Annotated in this window: 26 protein-coding genes and 1 tRNA gene; 6 read left to right on the top strand and 21 right to left on the bottom strand. The window is 57.6% G+C overall.

Features of this window, described 5'->3' with window-relative positions:
* Positions 1 to 9 precede the first annotated feature (9 nt).
* A complete protein-coding gene (locus tag H3Z84_RS11570; protein WP_058340870.1) occupies positions 10 to 324 on the bottom strand; it encodes an SCP2 sterol-binding domain-containing protein in 315 nt (104 codons plus the stop codon).
* Positions 325 to 501: 177 nt separating this feature from the next.
* On the opposite strand from H3Z84_RS11570, the gene sohB reads away from it, so the two are divergent.
* Positions 502 to 1,566: a protease SohB gene (gene sohB / locus H3Z84_RS11565; protein WP_199457560.1), complete on the top strand. Its 1,065-nt coding sequence runs from the start codon at positions 502 to 504 to the stop codon at positions 1,564 to 1,566.
* 9 nt (positions 1,567 to 1,575) lie between these two features.
* Here the strand turns inward: sohB and H3Z84_RS11560 are convergent, their stop codons facing one another.
* From H3Z84_RS11560 to metH, 4 genes are all read right to left on the bottom strand, one after another.
* Positions 1,576 to 2,082: a DUF934 domain-containing protein gene (locus tag H3Z84_RS11560; protein WP_058340872.1), complete on the bottom strand. Its 507-nt coding sequence runs from the start codon at positions 2,080 to 2,082 to the stop codon at positions 1,576 to 1,578.
* Positions 2,075 to 3,727: a nitrite/sulfite reductase gene (locus H3Z84_RS11555; RefSeq protein ID WP_058340873.1), complete on the bottom strand. Its 1,653-nt coding sequence runs from the start codon at positions 3,725 to 3,727 to the stop codon at positions 2,075 to 2,077. The genes H3Z84_RS11560 and H3Z84_RS11555 overlap by 8 nt, the downstream gene beginning before the upstream one ends.
* A 343-nt stretch (positions 3,728 to 4,070) precedes the next feature.
* A complete protein-coding gene (locus tag H3Z84_RS11550) occupies positions 4,071 to 4,313 on the bottom strand; it encodes a DUF2970 domain-containing protein (RefSeq protein WP_199457559.1) in 243 nt (80 codons plus the stop codon).
* Between the two features lie 16 nt (positions 4,314 to 4,329).
* On the bottom strand, positions 4,330 to 8,028 hold the full coding sequence (gene metH / locus H3Z84_RS11545) for a methionine synthase (protein WP_199457558.1): 3,699 nt from the start codon (positions 8,026 to 8,028) through the stop codon (positions 4,330 to 4,332).
* Between the two features lie 243 nt (positions 8,029 to 8,271).
* Between metH and nfuA the strand changes: the two genes are divergently transcribed.
* Both nfuA and H3Z84_RS11535 read left to right on the top strand, forming a co-directional pair.
* Complete coding sequence (gene nfuA / locus H3Z84_RS11540; RefSeq protein ID WP_058340876.1) at positions 8,272 to 8,859, top strand: Fe-S biogenesis protein NfuA; 588 nt, start codon at positions 8,272 to 8,274, stop codon at positions 8,857 to 8,859.
* 183 nt (positions 8,860 to 9,042) lie between these two features.
* On the top strand, positions 9,043 to 10,194 hold the full coding sequence (locus H3Z84_RS11535; RefSeq protein ID WP_228285825.1) for a DUF445 domain-containing protein: 1,152 nt from the start codon (positions 9,043 to 9,045) through the stop codon (positions 10,192 to 10,194).
* A gap of 13 nt (positions 10,195 to 10,207) precedes the next feature.
* Here H3Z84_RS11535 and H3Z84_RS11530 read toward each other — a convergent pair whose 3' ends face one another.
* From H3Z84_RS11530 to H3Z84_RS11510, 5 genes are all read right to left on the bottom strand, one after another.
* Positions 10,208 to 10,534 carry a TusE/DsrC/DsvC family sulfur relay protein gene (locus tag H3Z84_RS11530; protein ID WP_199457556.1) on the bottom strand — a complete coding sequence of 109 codons (327 nt, stop codon included), beginning with the start codon at positions 10,532 to 10,534 and terminating at the stop codon, positions 10,208 to 10,210.
* A gap of 3 nt (positions 10,535 to 10,537) precedes the next feature.
* Complete coding sequence (tusB, locus tag H3Z84_RS11525; protein ID WP_199457555.1) at positions 10,538 to 10,828, bottom strand: sulfurtransferase complex subunit TusB; 291 nt, start codon at positions 10,826 to 10,828, stop codon at positions 10,538 to 10,540.
* 12 nt (positions 10,829 to 10,840) lie between these two features.
* Positions 10,841 to 11,191, bottom strand: coding sequence for a DsrE family protein (locus H3Z84_RS11520; protein WP_199457554.1), 351 nt, complete (start codon positions 11,189 to 11,191; stop codon positions 10,841 to 10,843).
* Positions 11,192 to 11,193: 2 nt separating this feature from the next.
* Positions 11,194 to 11,601: a sulfurtransferase complex subunit TusD gene (tusD, locus tag H3Z84_RS11515; protein WP_199457553.1), complete on the bottom strand. Its 408-nt coding sequence runs from the start codon at positions 11,599 to 11,601 to the stop codon at positions 11,194 to 11,196.
* A 102-nt stretch (positions 11,602 to 11,703) separates the two neighbouring features.
* The gene (locus tag H3Z84_RS11510; protein ID WP_058340882.1) at positions 11,704 to 12,405 is read right to left on the bottom strand and encodes a Bax inhibitor-1/YccA family protein; all 702 of its coding nucleotides are present in this window, start codon (positions 12,403 to 12,405) and stop codon (positions 11,704 to 11,706) included.
* A gap of 256 nt (positions 12,406 to 12,661) precedes the next feature.
* Between H3Z84_RS11510 and H3Z84_RS11505 the strand changes: the two genes are divergently transcribed.
* Together H3Z84_RS11505 and H3Z84_RS11500 are read left to right on the top strand one after the other, a co-directional pair.
* Positions 12,662 to 12,752, top strand: a tRNA-Ser gene (locus tag H3Z84_RS11505).
* 114 nt (positions 12,753 to 12,866) lie between these two features.
* Entirely contained in the window at positions 12,867 to 13,091 is a 225-nt protein-coding gene (locus H3Z84_RS11500) for a hypothetical protein (protein WP_199457552.1), read from the top strand.
* Between the two features lie 34 nt (positions 13,092 to 13,125).
* Here the strand turns inward: H3Z84_RS11500 and H3Z84_RS11495 are convergent, their stop codons facing one another.
* From H3Z84_RS11495 to H3Z84_RS11475, 5 genes are read right to left on the bottom strand one after another with little or no spacing between them, the layout of a single operon-like run.
* Positions 13,126 to 13,863: a 5-oxoprolinase subunit PxpA gene (locus H3Z84_RS11495; protein ID WP_199457551.1), complete on the bottom strand. Its 738-nt coding sequence runs from the start codon at positions 13,861 to 13,863 to the stop codon at positions 13,126 to 13,128.
* Positions 13,864 to 13,893: 30 nt separating this feature from the next.
* Positions 13,894 to 15,006, bottom strand: a complete 1,113-nt coding sequence (gene hemH / locus H3Z84_RS11490; RefSeq protein ID WP_094624022.1) for a ferrochelatase — start codon at positions 15,004 to 15,006, stop codon at positions 13,894 to 13,896.
* A 23-nt stretch (positions 15,007 to 15,029) separates the two neighbouring features.
* Positions 15,030 to 15,458, bottom strand: a complete 429-nt coding sequence (locus tag H3Z84_RS11485) for a TIGR01244 family sulfur transferase (protein WP_199457550.1) — start codon at positions 15,456 to 15,458, stop codon at positions 15,030 to 15,032.
* A gap of 20 nt (positions 15,459 to 15,478) precedes the next feature.
* On the bottom strand, positions 15,479 to 15,946 hold the full coding sequence (locus H3Z84_RS11480; RefSeq protein ID WP_199457549.1) for a YeeE/YedE family protein: 468 nt from the start codon (positions 15,944 to 15,946) through the stop codon (positions 15,479 to 15,481).
* A 4-nt stretch (positions 15,947 to 15,950) separates the two neighbouring features.
* Positions 15,951 to 16,388 carry a YeeE/YedE family protein gene (locus tag H3Z84_RS11475; RefSeq protein WP_199457548.1) on the bottom strand — a complete coding sequence of 146 codons (438 nt, stop codon included), beginning with the start codon at positions 16,386 to 16,388 and terminating at the stop codon, positions 15,951 to 15,953.
* Positions 16,389 to 16,743: 355 nt separating this feature from the next.
* Here H3Z84_RS11475 and H3Z84_RS11470 point away from each other — a divergent pair, with 355 nt between their 5' ends.
* Positions 16,744 to 17,166 carry a phasin family protein gene (locus tag H3Z84_RS11470; protein WP_058340887.1) on the top strand — a complete coding sequence of 141 codons (423 nt, stop codon included), beginning with the start codon at positions 16,744 to 16,746 and terminating at the stop codon, positions 17,164 to 17,166.
* A gap of 3 nt (positions 17,167 to 17,169) precedes the next feature.
* Here the strand turns inward: H3Z84_RS11470 and H3Z84_RS11465 are convergent, their stop codons facing one another.
* From H3Z84_RS11465 to H3Z84_RS11440, 6 genes are all read right to left on the bottom strand, one after another.
* A complete protein-coding gene (locus tag H3Z84_RS11465; protein ID WP_199457547.1) occupies positions 17,170 to 17,799 on the bottom strand; it encodes a TetR/AcrR family transcriptional regulator in 630 nt (209 codons plus the stop codon).
* 18 nt (positions 17,800 to 17,817) lie between these two features.
* A complete protein-coding gene (gene xthA, locus H3Z84_RS11460; RefSeq protein WP_199457546.1) occupies positions 17,818 to 18,630 on the bottom strand; it encodes an exodeoxyribonuclease III in 813 nt (270 codons plus the stop codon).
* Positions 18,631 to 18,708: 78 nt separating this feature from the next.
* Positions 18,709 to 19,446: a hypothetical protein gene (locus H3Z84_RS11455; RefSeq protein WP_199457545.1), complete on the bottom strand. Its 738-nt coding sequence runs from the start codon at positions 19,444 to 19,446 to the stop codon at positions 18,709 to 18,711.
* On the bottom strand, positions 19,443 to 19,967 hold the full coding sequence (locus H3Z84_RS11450; RefSeq protein WP_022988204.1) for a DUF2878 domain-containing protein: 525 nt from the start codon (positions 19,965 to 19,967) through the stop codon (positions 19,443 to 19,445). Before H3Z84_RS11450 ends, H3Z84_RS11455 begins: the two co-directional genes overlap by 4 nt.
* Positions 19,964 to 21,238, bottom strand: coding sequence for an SAM-dependent methyltransferase (locus tag H3Z84_RS11445; protein WP_199457544.1), 1,275 nt, complete (start codon positions 21,236 to 21,238; stop codon positions 19,964 to 19,966). The genes H3Z84_RS11450 and H3Z84_RS11445 overlap by 4 nt, the downstream gene beginning before the upstream one ends.
* On the bottom strand, positions 21,226 to 22,122 hold the full coding sequence (locus tag H3Z84_RS11440; RefSeq protein ID WP_199457543.1) for a DUF1365 domain-containing protein: 897 nt from the start codon (positions 22,120 to 22,122) through the stop codon (positions 21,226 to 21,228). The genes H3Z84_RS11445 and H3Z84_RS11440 overlap by 13 nt, the downstream gene beginning before the upstream one ends.

Raw genomic sequence — 22,122 nt, 5'->3', positions numbered from 1 at the left:
GACAGGGGATTAACCCATGTTGAACAGTTCACCCAGCTTGGTAGCCAGCATCATGTCGCCTTCGGCGCGCAGCTGACCAGCCATGAATGCTTGCATGCCGTCAGTTTCGCCGGAAACAATGCCCTGAAGGGTTTCAGAGTTCATGATCAGGGTAACGGAAGGATCATCGTGGGCACCTTCGTTCATCTTGCAGGTACCGTCGTTGATTTCCAGGTTGTAGGTCTTGTCGTCTTCGATATCGAATTGGAAGACCAGGTCCAGGCCCTGTGCCGCGTCTGCGTTGAAGTTCTGTTCCAGCTTTTCAAATACCTGAGCTACAGACATTGTTTTACCCTTTTTGGTGGTTGTCTTGTCATGGTGACTTCGCAATTCGACTTTATGGGCACAGAGAGTGTGTGTCAAGCTTGATCGAACGCTTGTTTTAATTTTCTTTCGGGCTTATCACACTTGGCCCGAGCGGGTACACTCTTGGCTTTGCGAAACACTTCCGGAGACTGCATTTTGGAATTTCTCACCGAATACGGCCTGTTCCTTGCCAAGGTTGCCACCTTCGTTGTGGCGGCCATCATTCTTGCCTCTATTATCTTTTCAGCTGCCCATCGTGATCGCGATGACCACGAAGGTGAAGGTGAGCTGAAAATCCGCAAGCTGAACGATCAGTACCGCAAGTTGAAAGAGTCTATCCAGACCCGCCTGATGTCCGATGCGGAATACAAAAGCTGGACGAAGAAGAAAAAGAAAGAAGACAAAGCCGAGAAAAAAGCCGCAAAAAGCAGCAGTAAGGAAGGTGAGGGTGAGCAGCCCGGCAAGCCACGGATCTATGTGATCGACTTTGATGGTGACATCAAGGCCAGCGACACCGACACCCTGCGCCGTTCGGTGTCTGCGGTGCTCAGTGTGGCAGACCCGAAAACCGATGAAGTAGTGGTGCGCCTTGAAAGTGGTGGCGGCCTGGTACACGCCTACGGCCTGGCTGCCGCACAGCTGGACCGCATCCGCAGCAAGGGGGTTCCGCTGACGGCCTGTGTCGACAAGGTGGCCGCCAGTGGCGGCTACATGATGGCCTGCGTTGCCGACAAAATCATCGCCTCTCCTTTTGCAGTGCTTGGCTCTATAGGCGTGGTGGCACAGCTGCCCAACTTCCACCGGTTCCTGAAAAAGAACGACGTGGACTTCGAAGTGCTGACAGCTGGTGAGCATAAACGCACCCTGACCGTGTTTGGTGAAAACACCGACAAAGGCCGCCAGAAGTTCCTGGAAGACCTTGAAGACACTCACGGCCTGTTCAAGGAATATGTCAGTGAGCGCCGTCCTGACCTGGATATCCAGGCGGTGGCGAATGGCGATATCTGGTTTGGCAAGCGGGCGCTGGAGGTCAAGCTGATTGACGAGATCAAAACCTCGGATGAATACCTGATCGAGGCCTGCGACCGGGGCGATGTGGTGTTGGTCTCCTTCCAGCGCAAGCGGACGCTGCCGGAGAAGCTGGGGCTGGCCACCAGTGCCGCGCTCGAGCACACCGTCTGGAAAGTGCTGAGCGCGTTCCGTAACCAGAAGATCCAGTAACGGGCTTCCTCAGGAAGCCCGGCGGCGAAACAGCGGCACGTCGGTGTCGGCTGCCGCCTGGTAGGTCTGGGAGAAGAAGTTCAGGCAGCGGGCTGCCTTGGTGGCGTCTTTGTCAGCCCGAAGCACAAAGGCATCGAAGCCGCAGCGTTTCATAAACTGGAGCTGATCCAGCAGTACGTCACCTATGGCCCGCAGCTCGCCGCTGTATCCGTACCTTTCCCGCAGCAAGCGGCCAATGCTGTAGCCCCGTCCATCCACGAAGCGTGGGAAGTTAACGGCTATTACCGGCAGCTGGTTGGCTTTGTCGGCCAACAGTTCTGGTTCGTGATGGCTGTCGAACCATACGCCGATATCTTTCCGCCCGGCATAGTGTTCAGCGCCGGCCAGCCAGAGATCCACCGGGATCAGTGCCGGCTGGCCCTCTGGAATGGCCAGCGATTCGCCGGCTTCCGGGCGGGCAACCACGGCCCAGTTGTCGTTACGAAGGGTGCCGTCAACGGCAATGACATCAGGCATAAACCCGCTCCTTGAAAGGATCCAGACCAACCCGGCGATAGGTATCCAGGAAAGTCTCTTCTTCTGTGCGTTTCTCAACAAACACGTCAATAATCTTCGCAACCACATCGGGCATTTCTTCCCGGGCAAATGATGGCCCAAGGATCTTGCCGATGGCGGCGTCGTGATGGGAAGCACCACCAAGGCTTACCTGATAGAACTCTTCGCCCTTCTTGTCGACACCCAGGATGCCGATATTGCCGACATGGTGATGGCCGCAGGCATTCATGCAGCCGGAGATGTTCAGGTCGATCGGGCCCAGGTCGTACAGGAAATCCAGGTTGTCAAAGCGGCGCTGAATGGCTTCCGCGATGGGGATCGACTTGGCATTGGCCAGGGCGCAGAAGTCGCCACCCGGGCAGCAGATGATGTCGTTCAGGGTGTGCAGGTTGGCGGTGGCAAAGCCCATCGGGGTAATGCGCTGCCAAAGCTCGAACAGTCGGTCCTGGCGGACATCGGCGAGGACAATGTTCTGTTCATGGGTGGCCCGAACTTCGCCGAAGCTGTATTCATCGGCCAGGTCTGCAATGTCTTCCAGCTGGGCGTCTGTTACATCGCCCGGAGGTGTGCCGGTTTTCTTGAGGGTCAGGGTGACGATGGCGTAACCGGGCTTCTTGTGCTCGTCCACGTTGTGGGTCAGCCACTTGTCGAATTCCCGGTTCTCAAAACGTTGCTTGCCCAGCAGGTCGCTGGCGTTTTCCAGTGTTTGATAGTCCGGCTCGGTAAAGTAGCCCTGAAACTTCGTGATCGCGTCAGGGGTGAGACGGGTGGGGGAATCCTTGATCTGTGCCCACTCAGCCTCGACCTTTTCGGCGAACCCGGCCGGTGTCAGGGCTTTTACCAGAATCTTGATACGCGCCTTGAACTTGTTGTCCCGGCGGCCATAGCGGTTGTACACCCGAACGATGGCCTCGAGGTAAGTGAGCAGGTCCAGTTCCGGCAGGAACTCCCGGATAACGGGCCCAACCATGGGGGTGCGGCCGAGACCGCCGCCGGCGTGTACCCGGAAACCCAGCTCACCCTGTTCATTCCGGACCAGTTGCAGGCCGATGTCATGAATCTGGATGGCGGCCCTGTCGGTCTTCTCCGAAGCGTTCACTGCAATCTTGAACTTGCGGGGCAGGAAGGCGAATTCCGGATGAAAGGTAGACCACTGCCGGATGATTTCGCAGTAGGGCCGCGGATCGGCAATTTCGTCCGCCTGCACGCCGGAGAACTGGTCTGTGGTGGTGTTACGAATGCAATTGCCGCTGGTCTGGTTGGAGTGCATCTCTACCTCTGCCAACTCGGCCAGGATATCCGGCACCTCTTCCAGTTTTGGCCAGTTCAACTGGATGTTGGTCCGGGTGGTTACGTGGGCGTAGCCACGGTCGTAATCCCGGGTAATCCGGGCCAGCCGGCGCAACTGTTCAGAGCGCAGCATGCCGTAGGGCACGCAGATGCGGAGCATGGGGGCATGACGCTGAACATAGAGACCGTTCTGGAGGCGAAGGGGAAGGAATTCCTCTTCGGAAAGCTCACCGGCCAGGGCGCGTTCGGTCTGGTCCCGGAACTGGGCCACGCGCTCGGCTGCGATTTGCTTGTCGTGTTCATCGTAAACGTACATAGGGTAACGTCCTGCCTGCTACATCTGAGTGTCTGCATTTTCGGGCGCGAAGTGGAGCGCCTTATTCCTGATGGGCAGGATATCACCGTGTTTTTATTCTCAAAATGATTATTTCAACATAACATTATCGATTCAGGCGATAAGCCAGGTTTGTCGAGGCTGGACGAATATCAATTAACTGCTTAACTGAAGGTGGAACCACCGGGAATAACAACAAACCAAGAGGTGAGGGTAACCATGAGCAAATCTGCAGGTTCAGACAGCAAGGCCGATGCCGTAGCCGCCGTTCTGCTGGTGATGTTAACGGTGTCGTTTGCCGTGTTCTGGGTAGCCGGCCAATAGCTTACTGCCCGGCCAGTACCAGGTTCACAACAAGGATCAGGCCGCCTACGAAGGCGGCCGTAAACAGCAGCCCCGCGATAATGTAGGGGGCGGGGCTGTGGCTTGAGAAGTCTTCCTGCCGCCGGCGGTCTGATTGCACACCGATGGCGCCGGCCAGGATACTTTGCATGATTTTCAGAACACCCGGCGAACCGGGTTTTTGGTCTTCGTTGTCCTTTTTGTTTTTGTTGGCGACGTCAGTCATGGTTTACCGCCCTGATTTATTCTGCGGGATCATAGGCCAGGCTCGGCATCAGCCAGCGTTCGGCTTCCGCTTTTGACAGCCCCTTGCGTTCAGCATAGTCCTCAACCTGGTCCACGCCAATTTTACCCACGGCAAAGTACTTGGAGTCCGGGTGCGCGAAATACCAGCCGGAAACCGCAGCGGTCGGGAACATGGCGAAATGTTCCGTTAGCTCGAGGCTGGTGTTGGCGGTGGCATCCAGCAGTTTGAACAGGGTGGCTTTTTCCGTGTGGTCCGGGCAGGCGGGGTAGCCCGGTGCCGGGCGGATACCGCGATAGCGTTCCTTGATCAGGTCGTCATTGGCCATTTGCTCGTCGTTAGCATAGCCCCAGAACTCCTTGCGCACCCGCTCATGCATGCGCTCGGCAAAGGCTTCCGCCAGGCGGTCCGCCAGGGCCTGAACCATGATGGCGCTGTAGTCGTCGTGGGCATTCTTGAACTCGGTGGTGAGTTCGTCCACGCCAATGCCGGTGGTGACCGCAAAGCCACCCACATAATCACCCAGGTGCGAGCTTTCCGGTGCCACGAAATCAGACAGGGCCATCATTGGCTTGCCCGGGGCTTTCTCGTCCTGCTGGCGCAGGTGGTGCAGTACGGTGAGTTCCTTGGTGCGGGTATCGTCGGTGTACACCACAATATCGTCGCCCCGGCGATTGGCTGGCCAGAAGCCGATAACACCCCTGGCACGGATGCGCTTTTCGTCAATCATCTGCGTGAGCAGTTTCTGGGCATCATCAAACAGGTTGCGGGCGGCTTCGCCACGCTTGGGGTCGTCGAAGATGGCCGGGTACTTGCCGGCGATGTCCCAGGAGACAAAAAACGGCGTCCAGTCGATGTACTCCACCAACTCGTTCAGGTCATAGTCTTCAAATGCCCGAACACCGGTGAACGCGGGTTCAGGCGGCTGGTAGTTCTCGAAATCGATTTCCGGTGCCCGTGCGCGGGCTTCTTTCAGGGATACCAGCTTGGTTCGGTCGCCACGGTTCTTGCGGCGCTCACGGATCTCGTCGTATTCGGTGCGGGCCGCTTCCACGAACGCCGGCTTGGCGGTCTTGCTCAGCAGCTGGGAGGCCACGTTGACGCAACGGGACGCATCAGACACGTACAGGGCAATGTCGTTCTTGTAGTGAGGCTCAATCTTGACCGCGGTGTGGGCCTTGGACGTGGTGGCGCCACCGATCATCAGCGGAATCCTGAAGTCCAGTCGCTGCATTTCGCGGGCAACGTGCACCATTTCGTCCAGCGACGGTGTAATCAGGCCGCTCAGGCCGATGATGTCCACGTTTTCCTTCTTCGCCGTCTCAAGGATCTTCTCGCAGGGCACCATCACGCCCATGTCGATCACTTCGTAGTTATTGCACTGCAACACCACGCCCACGATGTTCTTGCCGATGTCGTGCACATCGCCTTTCACCGTGGCCATCAGGATCTTGCCCTTGGCTTGCTGGTCTTCAGATTTCTCAGCCTCAATGTACGGAATCAGGTGGGCGACCGCCTGCTTCATTACCCGGGCACTTTTCACCACCTGGGGCAGGAACATCTTGCCATCGCCAAACAGGTCACCGACCACGTTCATGCCGTCCATCAGTGGGCCTTCGATCACCTCGATGGGGTGGCTGGCGTTCAGGCGGCAGGCTTCAGTGTCTTCGATGATGAAGTTGGTGATGCCTTTAACCAGGGCATGCTCAAGACGCTTCTCGACCGGCCATTCGCGCCAGGCCAGGTCTTCTTCTTTCGTCTGACCGCCCTTGCTCTTGAACTTCTCGGCCGCTTCCAGCAGGCGGTCGGTGGAATCTTCGCGGCGGTTCAGTACCACGTCTTCCACCAGTTCTTTCAGATCCGGCTCGATTTCATCGTAAATCACCAGTTGGCCCGGGTTTACGATACCCATGTTCATGCCGGCCTTGATGGCGTGGTACAGGAACACCGAGTGGATGGCTTCACGCACGGCATCGTTGCCGCGGAACGAGAAGGACACGTTGCTCACGCCGCCGGAAATGGATGCGTGGGGCAGGTTCTCTTTAATCCAGCGGGTGGCGTTGATGAAGTCCACCGCGTAGTTGTTGTGTTCCTCGATACCGGTAGCGATGGCAAAGATGTTCGGGTCGAAGATAATGTCGCCCGGGTTGAAGCCGATGCTGGTCAGCACATCGTAGGAGCGCTTGCAGATCTCGGTCTTGCGCTCGTAGGTGTCGGCCTGGCCGTCTTCGTCAAAGGCCATCACCACCACGGCGGCGCCGTAACGCATGCAGTCTTTTGCCCGCTTGATGAACGCCTCTTCGCCTTCTTTAAGGCTGATGGAGTTCACTACCGCCTTGCCCTGGATGCAGCGCAGGCCGGCTTCGATCACTTCCCACTTGGAGGAGTCGATCATGATCGGCACGCGGGAAATGTCCGGCTCGGAGGCAACCAGGTTCAGGAAGGTAACCATTACCTCCTTCGAGTCCAGCATGCCCTCGTCCATGTTGATATCGATAATCTGGGCGCCGTTTTCTACCTGGTCCCGGGCAACGCTGAGGGCCTCTTCGTACTGCTCTTCCTTGATCAGGCGCAGGAAACGCTTGGAGCCGGTCACGTTGGTTCGTTCACCCACGTTGATAAACAGGGTGTTTTCGTCGCCGGTAAAGGGCTCAAGGCCGGCCAGGCGCAGGGCCTTCGGGCGCTCCGGAATCTGCCGGGGCGGATATTTCGAGACCGCGTTGGCAATGGCTTCAATGTGTTCCGGGCGGGAACCACAGCAACCGCCGATAATGTTCAGGAAGCCGTCTCTGGCGAAGCCTTCGATGATCTCGGCCATTTCTTCCGGAGTCTGGTCGTACTCACCGAATTCGTTGGGCAGGCCGGCGTTGGGGTGGGCGGAGACATAGGTTTCCGCTTTGTTGGACAGTTCTTCCACATAGGGGCGCAGGGCATCCGCACCCAGAGCGCAGTTCAGGCCGATGGAAATCGGCTTGGCGTGGGCCACGGAATTGTAGAACGCCTCGGTAGTCTGGCCGGACAGGGTTCGGCCGGAAGCATCGGTAATGGTGCCGGAGATCATGATCGGCAGTTCAATGCCGGAATCTTCGAAGAACTGCTGGGTAGCGTAGATGGCTGCCTTGGCGTTCAGGGTGTCGAAAATGGTTTCAATCAGGATGAGGTCAGAGCCGCCTTCCACCAGGCCTGACACCGCCTCGTAATAATTATCCACCAGAGTCTGGAAATCGACGTTGCGGTACCCCGGGTTGTTCACATCCGGAGACAGCGACGCGGTGCGGGAGGTGGGGCCTACGGCACCGGCCACAAAGCGGGGCTTGTCGGGATTCTTCGCGGTGTATTCATCAGCGATTTCCCGGGCCAGCCTGGCCGAAGCCACGTTCAGCTCCCGGGCTAGCTCTTCCATGCCGTAGTCGGCCTGGGACAGGCGGGTAGAGTTGAAGGTGTTGGTTTCGATAATATCGGCGCCGGCATCCAGGTATTCTGCGTGGATATTGCGCAGCAGGGCAGGCTGGGTAAGGTTCAGCAGGTCGTTGTTGCCCTGGACTTCCCGATCGTAGTCTTTGAACCGGTCGCCACGGAACGCGGCTTCATCCAGTTTCTGGTTCTGGATCATGGTGCCCATGGCGCCATCAAGAACAATGATGCGTTCCTTGAGTGCCTTTTTAAGCTGGTCCAGACGGGTGTTGCGATCGGTCATAGGGAAATCTTCCGGATGTCGTGAATAACGTCTAATACGGTTAATGGCGCGGGATCATAGCAAAAAGCGAGCAGTTCGTCTTAGTACGGATGATCATTATCAAGTGCCTTGCCGTGTGCGGCGGTTAGCCGGGTCATAAGGGAAACTCATTAGCCCGATTAATGCCCGACTATTTTACTTGGTCTTTTAAGTTCCTGCGAACTCTCCTAAAATGATGGTCACATTTGAAAACAGGTAGGAAGCATGGCTCTGGTAACTGTTACTGATTCTGCAAGGGACTATCTTGCACAACTGATCGAAAAGCAGGACGTGGAAGGCATGGGGGTTCGTATCTTTGTGACCCAGCCCGGCACTCGTAACGCAGAAACCTGCCTGGCCTACTGTCCGCCGAACGAAATCGTCCCCACCGACGAAACGGTAGACCTGCAGAAGTTTACGCTGTACCTGGATCACAACTCGGTACCCTTCCTGGAAGAAGCCTACGTGGATTATTCCAAGGATCAGATGGGCGGCCAACTGACCATCAAGGCGCCGAACGCCAAGGTACCCCAGGTATCTGACGATGCACCGCTGCCGGACCGGGTGAACTACGTACTGGCCTCCGAGATCAACCCCAACCTGGCGGCTCACGGTGGCGATGTATCGCTGGTCGAGATTGTTGAAGAGTCTGTGGCCGTGCTGCGTTTTGGTGGTGGCTGCCAGGGTTGTTCAGCGGTGAGTCTGACTCTCAAGCAGGGTGTCGAGAAAACCCTGAAAGAGCGCGTGCCGGAAATTACCGCCGTACGTGACGTAACAGACCACACCAACACCGAAAACGCTTACTACCAGTAAGCGACTGCTGTGGCAGGCTGACTTCCCGAGCCTGGACAGTCTGCCACAGACGCCCCTCCGCCGTGGCTACACGGCCAATGCCCGAGAGTGTCTTCTGTCTCATTATTCCCGCCATCAACAGAATGACTTGGTATTTACTCGGGGTAAGTCTTGTCGGACCTAACACTTCTATCCGTGCCAGTTATGGCTGCCGTAGTTGGCTGGTTTACTAACTGGCTGGCTATTCAGATGTCATTCTATCCGGTTCAGTTCATCGGGTTCGGCGTCGTTGGCTGGCAGGGCGTGATTCCCCGCAAAGCCGAGAAAATGGCTCACATCTGCATCGACCGTACCCTGCAGCATTTCGGCGACCTCAACTCGGTGTACCAGAAGCTCGAACCCCAGCGCATTGTCCAGCAGGTTCTGACTCAGGTATCGCCGCGCATGGACGAGTACATTGATGAAGTGATGTACGAAGTCCAGCCGGTGCTTTGGGACAATCTGCCGATGTTTGTCAAAGACCGCATCTACCAGTGGGCGCGACAGCAATTGCCATCGCGCATAGAGGAGCTGGTGGAAGACTTTGGTGACGACCTGGACGACCTGGTAGACCTGAAAGCGCTGCTGAGCCGCGAACTGCAACACCATCCGGACCTGATGAACCGCATTTTCAAACAGGCCGGTGCCGTGGAATTGCAGTCTGTGATCAACCGGGGTGCGCTAATCGGTGCCTTGCTGGGCGCTCTGCTGGTGCCATTCTGGGTATCCTATCCGCAGCCGTGGGTGTTGCCGGTGGGTGGCTTTGCCATCGGTTTTATCACCAACTGGCTGGCCATCAACCTGATTTTTGCCCCGCTCAGGCCGCGCCGGATGCTGTTCTGGAAGTTTCAGGGCCTGTTTTTGCAGCGACAGGACGAAATCAGCGACATCTGGGCGCAGCTGGTGGCCGAGGAACTGATTACCGTGGAGAAGGTGGCGGATGCCATGATTAACGGTCGCCACGGCGCCCGTACCCGCTCCATTTTGCAGAAACACCTGCGCCCGATGCTGGATAACTCCATGGTCATGCGACTGGCTGCGCAGGTGACCGTGGGTATGTCCGGTTACACCGACCTTAAGCGGGCCATGAATGACAAGGCGGTACTGGCTACCCGGGATGTCTTCTCTGACCCGGCATTCAACAAGGAACGGGCACCGGTGGTTGCCGGTGTGCTGGCGGGCCAGATGAAAGCCCTCAAGCCTGAAGAATTCCAGGAAATCCTGCGCCCGGCGTTTCGGGAAGAGGAAGTCCAGCTGATGCTGATCGGTGGCTTGTTCGGGGCGATTGCGGGCTTTATCCAGTTTGTACTGATCTGATCGCAGTCCAGGCTTACAGGCAATTGGTGGGGCGGGGCAGGCCTGCTATCCGGCACGCGGTTTTGGCCGGTGTGCCGGGGAACAGCTGCATCAGGTAGATGCTGTTGCCTTTTTCTTCGCCCAGTGCTTCCTTTACCGCCTTTACGAACAGCCGGTTTGATGGCGGCGACATTTCATGTGATTTATAAAAATCCCGCAGAAACTCTATGATTTCCCAGTGCTTTTTTGATAGCTCTATTTGGTCATCTGCGGCAATCTGGCGGCCCACCTCCGGTGTCCACTGATTGGCGTCTTCCAGGAAACCTTCGTTATTGCGGGGCGGCATGTCAGTTATCGGCATGGTTTACCAGCTGATGATGCGTGAATGTTTGGCGGTCAGGCGTACCAGTTCGGCGTAGTCGATCGTTCCTGTCCGGGTTTGCTCATTCAGCGCCCGGGCGTCGACATCCGCTTTCATGGCCTTACAGGCGGCAGGAAGGGTAACGGAGCGATCGGCCAGGGCAAGTACCGCGTTTTCGGTAAGTACCATCTGATCGCCGTCCTGGATGGCCTGGAGGCAGGTTTCAAACCGGGGGTGCCCCGGAGGCTTGTTCAGAATGTGCAGTGTCGGGTTTGCTGGCTGCGTGCTTGTCATTATCTTCCTGCCTCAGCCTGCAAAGGCCACGTTACTGTGGGCGTTCATGACGTCTTGCAGGTTTTCGGCGAGGGTGACACCCGAAACCAGTTGCTCCGGCCCAAGCCCAAAGCACTCGCAGGACGCCGTGTCTGCAAGGATTTCTTCCACGCCGAACATGGGCGCTGCCGAGAGGTTTTTCTCCACGGATTTCTGGCCAATGGCGTCGGGAGCCTGTTGCTTGCGCAGCCAGTTGACCCCGGCGCCGGTAAAGAGCAGGGCAGCCGGCTGGTCGAAGGCGGCCAGCGAGAACACCATGTCCAGGGCATCGCGCCCGGCCCAGTTACCATATGGGGGTTGGTCTACTATGATCAGCGTGCTCACCGTCAGTTACTCCCGTGGAAATAGATAACCCGGTCCGATTTCACATTACCTTCCACCCATTCACCAAGGCCGGCAATGCCAAACGGCTCCAGCAGGTTGTTGCCGGGCAGTTCGTAGCGGGCCTGTTCGGTATCATCAATGATTCCGCGGCGCAGCGCCGAGGCAATACAAACGGTAGCGGGAATGGCGTTGTCAGCCAGGAAGCCGGCCCACTGCTTCGGCCAGTTCACCTCGTCAGAGGGTGGCGTCGCCAGCGCCGAGGCCAGCAATACGCCCTCACCATACAGGAATACCCGGTCAATCCGGTGGCCCGCAACAAGCAATTCCCGGGCAACGGCCAGGGCGCTCTGGGGGGCCTGGGAAGACCAGGGGGCTCCGGTGATTACGAGGGTATAGTTCAGTGGCGTCATGGCGTCCTGCACCCGGGAGTGAATCTTGAGGATTTGAAGTGTACCTAAAGCAGAAACCCCGGCAAAGGCCGGGGTTTCTGGAAGCGAGGGACTGACCGGAGATCAGTCTTCGCCGCTGAATGCCGCCAGCAGGTGCAGCAGGCTGACAAACAGGTTGTAGATGGATACATACAGACCAACGGTGGCAATGATGTAGTTACGCTCGCCGCCTTTGATGATCTGGCTGGTTTCAAACAGGATCATGATGGAGGCGAAGATGGTGAAGCCTGCAGACACCGCCAGGTGCAGGGCAGAGCTTTCCATGAAGAACGCCAGCAGCATGGCACCGATCAGCACAAATGCGCCAGCGGTCAGGAAGCTGGACATGAAGCTGAAGTCTTTCTTGGTGATGATCGCTGTCGCAGACAGGCCAACAAAGGCTACTGCTGTGAGTGTCAGGGCCTGGGCCACAATCTGGGAGGCGCCGGCCGCCACAAACGCACCGATGATCGGGCCAAGGGTATAACCCATGAAACCGGTCAGCGCGAAGGTGGTTACGATGCCCCAGGGGCTGTTCTTCAGTTTATAGGTAGCGAACAGCAGGCCAATGTAACCCACGATGGTGATCAGGAAGCCCGGATGAGTGCCGTTCATGTTCAGGAACGCAGTCAGGGCTGAGAAGGCGAGGGTCATGCCCAGCAACATGTAAGTGTTGCGAAGCACCTTCATGGCATCATCGCTGATACCCGCAGTGACCTGGCTTCTTTCCCCGGTCGTGTCGTAGGCAGCCTGGTTGTTCTGAACGCCGAAACGTCTGTCTTCCATTGTCATCTCCGTTTAGTGAAGCTGGATACTGTGTCCCATCATAATGTTGAATCCGCAACTTTCAATCATTTACGACAGTAATTCGCCTTCTGGATTCCATTAAACCGCTGTAATCTTGTTTATGGATTGTTCAGAAGCTCCGGAATTTACATCGTTTTTTCTACAGGGCGTTGACAGCACAGGCAAATCCGGTATCATTCCACCCGCTGTCGCAAGGCAGCTGAGGAAAGGCGAGTCGTCGCCGATCCAACAAGACGGTGGGCTGGCAGAGTGGCTGAATGCAGCGGTCTTGAAAACCGCCGACGGTTAATAGCCGTCCCGGGGTTCGAATCCCTGGCCCACCGCCATTTTTCTCTCAGACACACCTTCCCGAATACGCATTTTCCTCCGCTTCACCAATCAATTCCGATTTTGCCGTACACTCACTGCTGAACCGTTTACTGAAAACAGCAGGTGTCGCTATGGACGAACATCAAACTCCCGAAACCGAAAACGAGCGCAAGAATCGTCGCTTTGCCGTGTCTGCCAATCGGGGCAAGGCTAGCCATCGCATTCGTTACGTGGAAACGGGTGGGGCGGCAGTGGATGCCGAAGAGTGCACTTTTTGCCAGGCGGTGCCGGACCTTGAAGATGACGCCAGCGTAAAATCAACCCGGGTAACCGGTCATTCGCACCCTGCCGAGTAATTAGGGGCTTCCGTCGGTTTCCTGACGCCGGGCTTTATGCCGCTTTGCCGAGTGCTGTCCGTATGGCGCGAACGGCTTCAAGGGCGGCTTCGTTGTCGCCGTGAACGCACAGGCTGTCGGCGGGTAAATCCAACCATTTGCCGGTAGTGCTGGTGACTCCGCCATTGTGGGCAAAAGACAAGGCCTGCTTTACGATCAACTCCGGGTCTTCGTGCACAGCTCCAGCCTGGCGGCGGGACACCAGTTGGCCCAGATCGTCGTAGGCGCGGTCGGCAAAGGCTTCCAGCAGCAACGGCACACCCAGGTTCTCAGCCAGGGCCTGATGCTCCCGATAACCCAGGGTTACCGGAATCATCAGCGGCAGGCCTTCGCGGAAGGTCCGTACCGCTTTCATAACCACTGCCAGGGTGTCCTTATCCTTCATCATGTCGTTGTTGAGGGCGCCGTGGGGTTTTACATAGCTCACGGCCAGGCCTTCGCTGCGGCACATGCCTTCCAGTGCCCCTAACTGATAAAGCATCAGGGCTTCGATTTCATCCGGGGTGTGATAGATGGAGCGTCGGCCAAAGCCTGGAAGGTCGTGATAGGAAGGGTGGGCACCGATTTCAACCTTGTGCTGTGCTGCCAGTACCAGGGTGTGCCGGATCACCATCGGGTCTGCGGCGTGAAAGCCACAGGCCACGTTGGCCATATCAATCAGCGGCATAACCAGGTCGTCCTGGCCCATTTGCCAGGCACCATAGCTTTCGCCCAGATCACAGTTCAGCTTCATGGTACCCCCCTCTTGATGCTATCGACTCGCTCAGAGGTCGTCCCGGCCGGGCCAGGTTGCCTGCTTGCGCTCGCTGGCCAGCGCGGCCCTCTGCTCAAGCACTTCCGGTCTGCTTTCAGGTGCGGCCCAGCCCTGCAGGTTATCTTCTACCAGTTGCACCAGGGCGTCTATATGGCCCTGGGTGGCGTTCAGGCAGGGGATGTAAGCAAAGCCTTCGCCGCCGGCTTCCATGAAGTATTCGCGGTTCTCTTCGTTGATTTCCTCGATGGTTTCCAGGCAATCGGAAGAGAAGCCGGGGCAGAACACATCAATGCTCTTCACGCCTTTGCCCGGCAGGGATTTCAGGGTTTCGTCGGTATAGGGCTGCAGCCACTCTTCACGCCCGAAGCGGGACTGGAAAGTGGTCATGTATTCTTCGGGCTTGAGTGCCAGTCGCTCGGCCAGCAGGCGCGAAGTCTTGTGGCATTCGCAATGGTACGGGTCGCCCCTCTGCAGGTACTTGAGCGGCACCCCGTGGTAGGACAGGATCAGCTTTTGCTTGCGCCCGTGCTCGGCCCAGTGGCTCTCAATGTGCTTCGCCATGGCTTCAATATAGGGAGGGAAGTCATGGTAATGGGAAACAAACCGGAAATCCGGCAACCATCGCCGCTTGGTGAAATCGCCAGCAATGGCATCAAAGGTTGAGGCCGTGGTTGAGGCCGAATACTGGGGGTAAAGTGGCAGCACCAGCAGCTTGCGTACACCTTGTTCCTGCATCTCGTCCAGTACGCGGGGAATAGACGGGTTGCCATAACGCATGGCAAAGCCCACTACCACGTCGTTGCCATATCGGGCTTGCAGGGCTTTGCGGATGCCCTCCGCCTGGTTGGCGGTGTGGATCAGCAGGGGTGAGCCGTCTTTGTCCCACACGCTGGCGTAGGCTTCAGCACTTCTCTTCGGGCGGATGCGCAGAATAATGCCATGCAGGACCAGCCACCAGATGGGGCGGGGAACTTCAACCACCCGGGGGTCCCACAGAAATTCCCCGAGATACCTGCGCAGTGCCGGGGTAGTGGGGGCATCCGGGGTGCCCAGGTTGGTTACCAGAACGCCAAGGCGCTCCGACTGCTTGTGGCTGAAGTTCTCTGTCCCTTTGTATGGCATTGAAGCTTTCCGGTGTTGGGTAGTTAGTGCTGGTCTGCCTGCTGCTGAAGCCGCGGAATCAAGCCGGTAATGTCGTAGCCGGCCCGGTGGGCCCTGGTCAGGATTTCCCGTGGGTCAAGCTCGCGGGCGGCGCTCAGGGCCCATAGTACGGTACAGCGGGTGCCAGATCGACAGAAAGCGAATACGGGTTTGTCGGCATCCCGGATCATCGGGGCAAAGTTGTCGACATCCGCATCGGTAATGTTGCCGGACTCCACTGGCAGGTAGACCCACTTGAGCCCGTGCTCGGCGGCAGCGGCTTCAATATCGGCCATGGACGGCTGGCCCGGCTCTTCCCGGTCCGGCCGGTTGGCAACCAGGGTTTTAAACCCCAGGCGTGCGATTTCTGCGACATCCTGCACCGCAATCTGCGGTGCTACGGAGAGGTTGTCATCGATCTTTCTGATTTCCACTAGCATTCTCCAACGTTCTGTCAGGCGGCATCGCTGCCGGCGAATTCTCGATCGGTTTCAGAGTCGCCCCGGGCACGATTGCGCTCGAACAACTCGAACAGCACCATGCCGGCCACCATAGAAGCAACGAACACGGCGCCCTTGATTTCGCCGGCGCCCAGTGCCACAAGTCCGGGGCCCGGGCAGAAACCGGCAATGCCCCAGCCGATGCCGAACATCATACTGCCGATAACCATGCGTTTCTCGATTCGGTTATTGGTCGGCAACTTCATGTTGAAGCCGAGGAACGACAGGGTGCGTTTACGGGCGACTGCTAAAGACACCAGCCCGACGATGATGGCGCCCCCCATCACAAACGCAAGGGAAGGATCCCACAGACCGGCGATGTCCAGAAAGCCCAGTACCTTTTCCGGGTTGGCCATGCCGGAGACAATCAGGCCCATACCGAAGACCAGGCCGGCGAACAGCGAAGCGAAAGAGTATTTCATGGCATCAGGCTCCGATCAGGTGGCGAATAACAAAGACGGTAATGAAACCGGTGGCCATAAAGCTCAGCGTGGCAACCAGCGAGCGCAGCGACAAGCGAGACAGCCCGCATACGCCATGGCCGCTGGTGCAGCCGGACGCGTAGCGGGTGCCGATGCCCACCAGCAAACCGGCCACGATGAGCGCCGGATAGCCGGCATTGATTTCAACCGGCGGAAGCTGGGCGAACAGGGCCCAGACCGCTGGCGCGCCGATCAGGCCGGCCAGGAAGGCAACGCGCCACAGGATGTCGGTGCGAACGGGGGCGAGCAGCCCGCCCAGAATTCCACTGATGCCGGCAATACGCCCGTTCAGAAGCAGGAAACTAGCCACTGCCAGGCCGATAAGGATACCGCCCGTGAGGGCTGCGCCAGGGGTAAACTGGCTCCACGCAATATCAATCATTCAGAATCTCCGGATTGAATGGTTGGTTTTGGAATAAGGATATAATGGGGTGTGATAATAACAAAAAAAGCCCGGCAAGGGATGCCGGGCAGAGGCGTGCGAGTAGTATCCATGAAAGACTTCCAGACAAACCGGCATCAACTCGGATACCGGTATCGAGAAGTATTGACCATAATTTGAGCAGTTCAAGCCAGAGGCCCTTTCGTTTGAAAACATTTTTTCATATCGCACCCGTGTTTATACTGCGGCCTTTCCCCATGCGGGTTTCAGGGCTGCCCAAGGTAACACTGAAATCGCGGTATAGCTGTAATACAATGGGCGCTGAACACCCTTTGCCCGCATTCAAGAGGTAGCTATGTCCGACCAAGACCAAAATTCGCCGGAGAATGATCCGCAGCTGGCAGACAAAATCAAGGGCTCTGCCCGTCAGATCTGGCTGGCCGGGCTGGGCGCCTACACCAAGGCTGAGGAAGACGCCGGCAAATTTTTCGACCGTCTGGTTCAGGAGGGTGAACAACTGGAATCGAAAACCCGTGGTGTGGTCGGCAAGCAGATCCGTACCGTGGAAGACCGGGTTGGCGAAGTTCGCGAGCGGGCAACCGGTACCTGGGACAAGCTCGAGCACATGTTTGACCAGCGGGTGTCCGGCGCGCTCCGGCGTCTGGGTATTCACCGTCGGGAAGAAATCGAAGCCCTCGAACATCGTATTGCGGCTCTTGAATCTGAACTGACCCGCCTTCGCGATTCCGACTCGCTGGCCCGTGACGAAGAAGAATAAGCCTTACAGATACGTGTGGCTGGTGAGACGGATCTGTTCCTGTTCCTCAGCCGCCATGTAGGGCAGTAACAGGTGCAGCATCTGGTACACCCCTTTGCCTGGATCCACCGACTCCCGGTTATCCAGGTGTGACAGCGTGTCGAAACTGCTCCAGTAGCACACGGTCAGCGTGAGCTGTTCACACAGGGATTCTAGTTCTGCCTCTTCAATGGCCATGGTCTGCTGGCCGCGAAAACTCTCGCACAGGGTACGAAACGCTGTCGTTTTCTTTTTGAGAATGCGCCGGAAACGGACTTGCAACTGGCTGTAGCGCGACAGCACATTGACCAGGTCCTGGTACATAAACCGGTAACGGGCTACCGCCTCAAACAGCATGTGCAGGAAGAATCCGAACTGGTCCAGTGAAATCTCCACATCTTCCGGCACCGCCAGCAGGTCGAGCATCTCGGCCTCGAAGCCGTCGAACAGTTCCTCGACAATATCGCCCTTGCTCTTGAAGTGGTAATACAGGTTACCCGGGCTGATCTCCAGTTCGTCGGAGATCAGCAGCGTGGTGACATTGGGTTCGCCCAGGCTGTTGAACAGTTGCAGGCTGGTGTCGAGAATCCTGTCTCTGGTTTTGACCTTTTTCATAAGGGCAGTAGCGCGCCTTTACAGCTCGAAGCTGGCCCAGACCGGGCAGTGGTCGGATGGCCGCTCCATGGCACGGATGTCGTAGGACACCCCGGCTGCCCTGGCTTTCGGCAGCAGGCTGTCGCTGGCCATGATCAAGTCGATACGCAAGCCCCGTTTCGGCTCCCGCTCGAAGCCCTTGCTGCGATAGTCGAACCAGCTGAAGGTATCGGTTTCATCCGGGTGCAGGTGGCGGAAGACGTCGGTATAGCCACGTTTTTCCACTTCTCCCAGCCATTCCCGTTCTTCAGGCAGGAAGCTGCATTTTCCGGTGCGCAGCCAGCGCTTGGCGTTGTCCGGGCCGATGCCGATGTCTTTGTCGGTGGGGGAGATGTTCATATCGCCCATCACCACCACATGGCCCGGTTGCTGTTTCAGGTCGTCCAGATAGGCCATCAGGTCCGCGTAGAATTTCTGCTTGGCCGGGAACTTCACCGGGTGGTCGCGGCTTTCGCCCTGGGGGAAGTAACCGTTGATGACCGTCAGCGGCTCACCATTTACGGTAAAACGGCCGGCAATCAGGCGGCGCTGGGAATCCTCGCCATCAGACGGATAGCCTTTAACCACATGCTCCGGTTCCATCCGCGACAGCAACGCCACGCCATAGTGGGTTTTCTGGCCATGGAAATGCACGTGGTAGCCCAGCTGGCGGATGGCTTCTTCCGGAAATTCCGCATCGGTCACCTTGGTTTCCTGCAGGCCGATAAAGTCAGGATTCAGCTCTTTAATCACGGCTTCAAGCTGGTGCAGGCGGGTGCGGATACTGTTTACGTTAAACGACACAAACATCATGGCGTGGAATCTCCGGATCAGTTTGCCCGGGAGTTTACCATAAGGGATGGTCTATGCCGTGTGGCTGAAGGGGCGCAGTCAGTCTGTCAGTTCACACTCCGGGTATCGGATGACCCGGTAGTTGATTGCAGCGGTGTGATTGGCATCTGCGTTCTTGCGAATGTTGGTCAGCCCCAGGTAGTGGGTCAGGGCGCCCTGGCGGTTGTAGCCGAGCACAATCGGATCAACCAGCACTCTCAGCATCAGGCTGGTGGGGCGGATTTGCACCACAATGTCGGCATCTACCCGGTTTTTCGGGCCGGGTTCCAGCACAAAGCCGTAGTAATCGCCCCGTGTGGGTGCCAGGAAATCGAATTCCACAGACTGACCGCTGGTTACCGCGGCCCAGTTGGCGCGTACGAACTGGTCAAAGCCGGCATCCACCACCAGTTTGCTGCCAAAGCGCAGCTCGACCATGGCGGTTTCGCTGGAAGGCTTCTGCCAGGTGATGTCCAGTGTGTTGGCTTCGGGGTAGCTGATCTCCAGGCGCTCGTTGAACTCCGGCTGGTGAAAATCCACCTCCGGCAGCTGGACAGATTGCCGGTAAGTCAGTTGCTTGCTGGCAAAGCCCGTGTCGTCACTTGCCCTCAGGTAATCGACCCGGTGTTGCTCCGGAACGAATACGCCGGGTTCACACGTGCCGCTGACGGCATGGTGTTCCTGGTAGATCGGCCTGTCGTCATCAAGGCTCCGGGCGCTGCCATGGAACTCGAAGACAGCGGCACCGGCATGACTGCAACCGAGCAGGGCGCCAACAACCGCTGTTGTCATTTTCATGGCTCAAGCTCCGTGTACAAACTTTTCCGGATAAACAGCAGCAGCGGGAAGATCACCAGCCAGCCCAGCGCGATGGCCGCTACCGACAGGGCAGTGTCCGGCAGTGTGACTGCGCCTAGCTTGGCGGCAGACCAGTAAGCCAGTGCCCCGGCAAACGGTGCCAGCACAAACGGCAGCCATCGGTGCTGGCCGATCCACGCCAGTGAGTGACACAGGGTGGTCATGAACAGGGCCCAAATAGCCACCAGCCAGGGCGGCACAACGGCAATTTCTTCGATACCCGGGATGCCGAGAATGCCAAGCCGGAACCAGAGCGTGTCCAGCAGCCCGCCAAGTACAACACCGACCCCGATAAACTGCAGTTCCGAAAAGCGCTTCTGGCTCACCAGCAGCATATGGACCATGAAAAGCCCCAATGCCAGGGCTGTCACCGGCAGCCCCGGGTACAGCACACAAGCGAACCAGCCGGCCTGGAACAGTACGAAGTTCAGGACATTCCGGACCGTTTCCGAGGTGATCATAGGCTGATGATGTTGGCGCGCTTGTTGGCGGGCTTGGCCATCAGCAAATGGGCCACACCAATGGCACGCTCACTGAAGCCCGCTTCGCAGTAGGCGAAGTAGAAGTGCCACAGTCGCTGGAAGGCGGTGTCGTAACCCAGGGCATCCAGTTCGCTGCGCTTTGCCATGAAGCGTTCGCACCAATCCCGAAGCGTGCGGGCGTAATGGAAGCCGAAGTCTTCGTTATGGGTGAGTACCAGGTCTGACCCGCGGCCCATGGACTGCAGGATCGCCCCAAACGAAGGAATAAAGCTGCCCGGGAAGATATATCGCTGGATAAAGTCCACGTTCTTCAGGGCACGCTCGTAACGCTGTTCCGGCATATTGATCGCCTGCACCAGGGCCAGGCCATCCGGCTTCAGCAACTTGCTGATCTGGGACAGGTAGCTGTCCAGGAACTGCGGTCCTACCGCTTCAATCATTTCAATAGACACCAGCTTGTCGAACTGGCCGGTGAGGTCGCGGTAATCATCGAACAGCAGGGTAATGCGATCTTCCAGCCCTTCAGCCTTCACACGCTCCCGGGCCAGCTCCAGCTGTTCCTTCGAGATGGTGGTGGTGGTTACGTGGCAGCCGTAATGTTTGGCGGCATGGATGGCAAAGCCGCCCCAGCCGGTGCCGATCTCCATCACCTTGTCGCCGGGTTGCAGGTCGAGCTTTCGGCAAATGACATCCAGTTTGTGAACCGCAGCCTGTTCCAGTGTGGACTCCTCGCCCGGATAAATGGCGGAGGAATACATCATGGTGGGGTCCAGGAACAGCTGGAACAGGTCGTTGCCCAGGTCGTAGTGGGCGCTGATGTTCTTGCGGGACCCTTCCGGGGTATTGCGGTTCAGCCAGTGCAGGGCCTTCAGGGCCGGTTTGCTGATCCAGCTGAACTTGTCCTCGAAGGCATTCATGGTATCGAGGTTACGGGTGAAGAAGCGCAACAGGGCGGTCAGGTCCGGTGAACTCCAGTCCCCAGCCACGTAGGATTCCGCGGCACCCACGCTGCCACCGGTAACCAGGTCCCGCCAGGTGCTGTGGTTGTGAATGATCAGTTCTGCGGTCGGGTAACGCTCGTCGTTGTCGCCGAATACCTGGTCGTCGTAACCTTGTTCACGTACCACCAGTTTGCCGTGCCCCAGCATGGACAACTGATGGCACACCAGTTTGCGGGCAACCCGGCTAATGGTGCCGGTGTTGGCAACGCTGGATTCCTGGCTGGTGACGGAGGTATTCAGGTTCTCCATGAGCTTACCCTTCCTGAAGATTGTTCATTTGACGCGTTGATGGCCGGTTCACTGACATCGACCCCCTGATCTTCCACTCCCCGGCGGAACTCCGGTACCTGTGGCTCCAGTTTGTCCGGGTGGGTGTAGAAGGGGGCGCCCTTGAGTTTCAGTTTCAGGGCGTTCCAGTAAATACCGGCGGTGCCTTTGAGAGTTTCCAGGGGGAAACGTCGCAGGCTTCGATGCAGGGTTTTACGATCAAGTACCTGCCGTTGGACTACCAGGGTGGCATCAAAATGTTTGTGATCTTCCTGTTCCACGTTCATGTGGATGCGCAGTTCCGGGCCCCGGAAGCTGAATAGCCACTGGTAGTGCTGGTTCATGCCGTTAAACGGCGACACGTGGAAACGCTTGCTGAAGGAAAAACGCTCGGTTTGCCAGTTGCTTGCATCGCCCGGCCCGTGATTTCGGCATTCCAGGCAATACACGTGGCGTTCCTTCCAGGGGGTATTGGTAATCTGGGCCAGAATCACCCGGGGCACGTCACCCCGGGCCGGGTCCTGGCCCTTTTCGTAGCACAGGTAAAAGCTGACCGGGTTGAAAATATACCCCAGATACCGCGGGTGGGTGATCAGTTGAACCGGCCCGTCCGGCTGCCAGCCGGTGGCGATCTGAACCCGCTGCACCACTGCCTGGTGCAGGTTCGGGATGTGCGGGTCCAGGTAATCTTTCCGGCAAAGCCCCAGCCAGTTGAACCGTTCCAGTGAGAAAAAGCGGCTGATGGAAGTGACAGAAGACCACTCCTCAAGGTCCAGTGCCAGCATGTCAATGTTGTACAGAAACTCATGCTGTACCGGCAACTTACGGCGATGTCTTATAGTGCCTTCTAGCCACTGGCTGGCCAT

The sequence above is a fragment of the Marinobacter sp. bablab_jr003 genome (genome assembly GCF_016464245.1).
Classification (GTDB): domain Bacteria; phylum Pseudomonadota; class Gammaproteobacteria; order Pseudomonadales; family Oleiphilaceae; genus Marinobacter; species Marinobacter vinifirmus.
Note: the sequence above shows the minus strand (reverse complement) of the source record. Positions and strands in the feature narration are given on the sequence as shown.

Bases quoted from the DNA above. Each gene is read 5' to 3' on its own strand.
- tusB (WP_199457555.1), bottom strand. From the start codon at position 10,828: ATGACAAGCACGCAGCCAGCAAACCCGACACTGCACATTCTGAACAAG.
- H3Z84_RS11480 (WP_199457549.1), bottom strand. From the start codon at position 15,946: ATGAAATACTCTTTCGCTTCGCTGTTCGCCGGCCTGGTCTTCGGTATG.
- H3Z84_RS11560 (WP_058340872.1), bottom strand. From the start codon at position 2,082: ATGCCTGATGTCATTGCCGTTGACGGCACCCTTCGTAACGACAACTGG.
- H3Z84_RS11550 (WP_199457559.1), bottom strand. From the start codon at position 4,313: ATGACTGACGTCGCCAACAAAAACAAAAAGGACAACGAAGACCAAAAA.
- metH (WP_199457558.1), bottom strand. From the start codon at position 8,028: ATGACCGATCGCAACACCCGTCTGGACCAGCTTAAAAAGGCACTCAAG.
- nfuA (WP_058340876.1), top strand. From the start codon at position 8,272: ATGGCTCTGGTAACTGTTACTGATTCTGCAAGGGACTATCTTGCACAA.
- H3Z84_RS11535 (WP_228285825.1), top strand. From the start codon at position 9,043: ATGGCTGCCGTAGTTGGCTGGTTTACTAACTGGCTGGCTATTCAGATG.
- tusD (WP_199457553.1), bottom strand. From the start codon at position 11,601: ATGACGCCACTGAACTATACCCTCGTAATCACCGGAGCCCCCTGGTCT.
- hemH (WP_094624022.1), bottom strand. From the start codon at position 15,006: ATGCCATACAAAGGGACAGAGAACTTCAGCCACAAGCAGTCGGAGCGC.
- H3Z84_RS11455 (WP_199457545.1), bottom strand. From the start codon at position 19,446: ATGAAAATGACAACAGCGGTTGTTGGCGCCCTGCTCGGTTGCAGTCAT.
- H3Z84_RS11495 (WP_199457551.1), bottom strand. From the start codon at position 13,863: ATGAAGCTGAACTGTGATCTGGGCGAAAGCTATGGTGCCTGGCAAATG.
- H3Z84_RS11530 (WP_199457556.1), bottom strand. From the start codon at position 10,534: ATGCCGATAACTGACATGCCGCCCCGCAATAACGAAGGTTTCCTGGAA.
- H3Z84_RS11470 (WP_058340887.1), top strand. From the start codon at position 16,744: ATGTCCGACCAAGACCAAAATTCGCCGGAGAATGATCCGCAGCTGGCA.
- H3Z84_RS11500 (WP_199457552.1), top strand. From the start codon at position 12,867: ATGGACGAACATCAAACTCCCGAAACCGAAAACGAGCGCAAGAATCGT.
- H3Z84_RS11555 (WP_058340873.1), bottom strand. From the start codon at position 3,727: ATGTACGTTTACGATGAACACGACAAGCAAATCGCAGCCGAGCGCGTG.
- H3Z84_RS11450 (WP_022988204.1), bottom strand. From the start codon at position 19,967: ATGATCACCTCGGAAACGGTCCGGAATGTCCTGAACTTCGTACTGTTC.
- xthA (WP_199457546.1), bottom strand. From the start codon at position 18,630: ATGATGTTTGTGTCGTTTAACGTAAACAGTATCCGCACCCGCCTGCAC.
- H3Z84_RS11465 (WP_199457547.1), bottom strand. From the start codon at position 17,799: ATGAAAAAGGTCAAAACCAGAGACAGGATTCTCGACACCAGCCTGCAA.
- H3Z84_RS11475 (WP_199457548.1), bottom strand. From the start codon at position 16,388: ATGATTGATATTGCGTGGAGCCAGTTTACCCCTGGCGCAGCCCTCACG.
- H3Z84_RS11510 (WP_058340882.1), bottom strand. From the start codon at position 12,405: ATGGAAGACAGACGTTTCGGCGTTCAGAACAACCAGGCTGCCTACGAC.
- H3Z84_RS11440 (WP_199457543.1), bottom strand. From the start codon at position 22,122: ATGGCCAGCCAGTGGCTAGAAGGCACTATAAGACATCGCCGTAAGTTG.
- H3Z84_RS11445 (WP_199457544.1), bottom strand. From the start codon at position 21,238: ATGGAGAACCTGAATACCTCCGTCACCAGCCAGGAATCCAGCGTTGCC.
- H3Z84_RS11570 (WP_058340870.1), bottom strand. From the start codon at position 324: ATGTCTGTAGCTCAGGTATTTGAAAAGCTGGAACAGAACTTCAACGCA.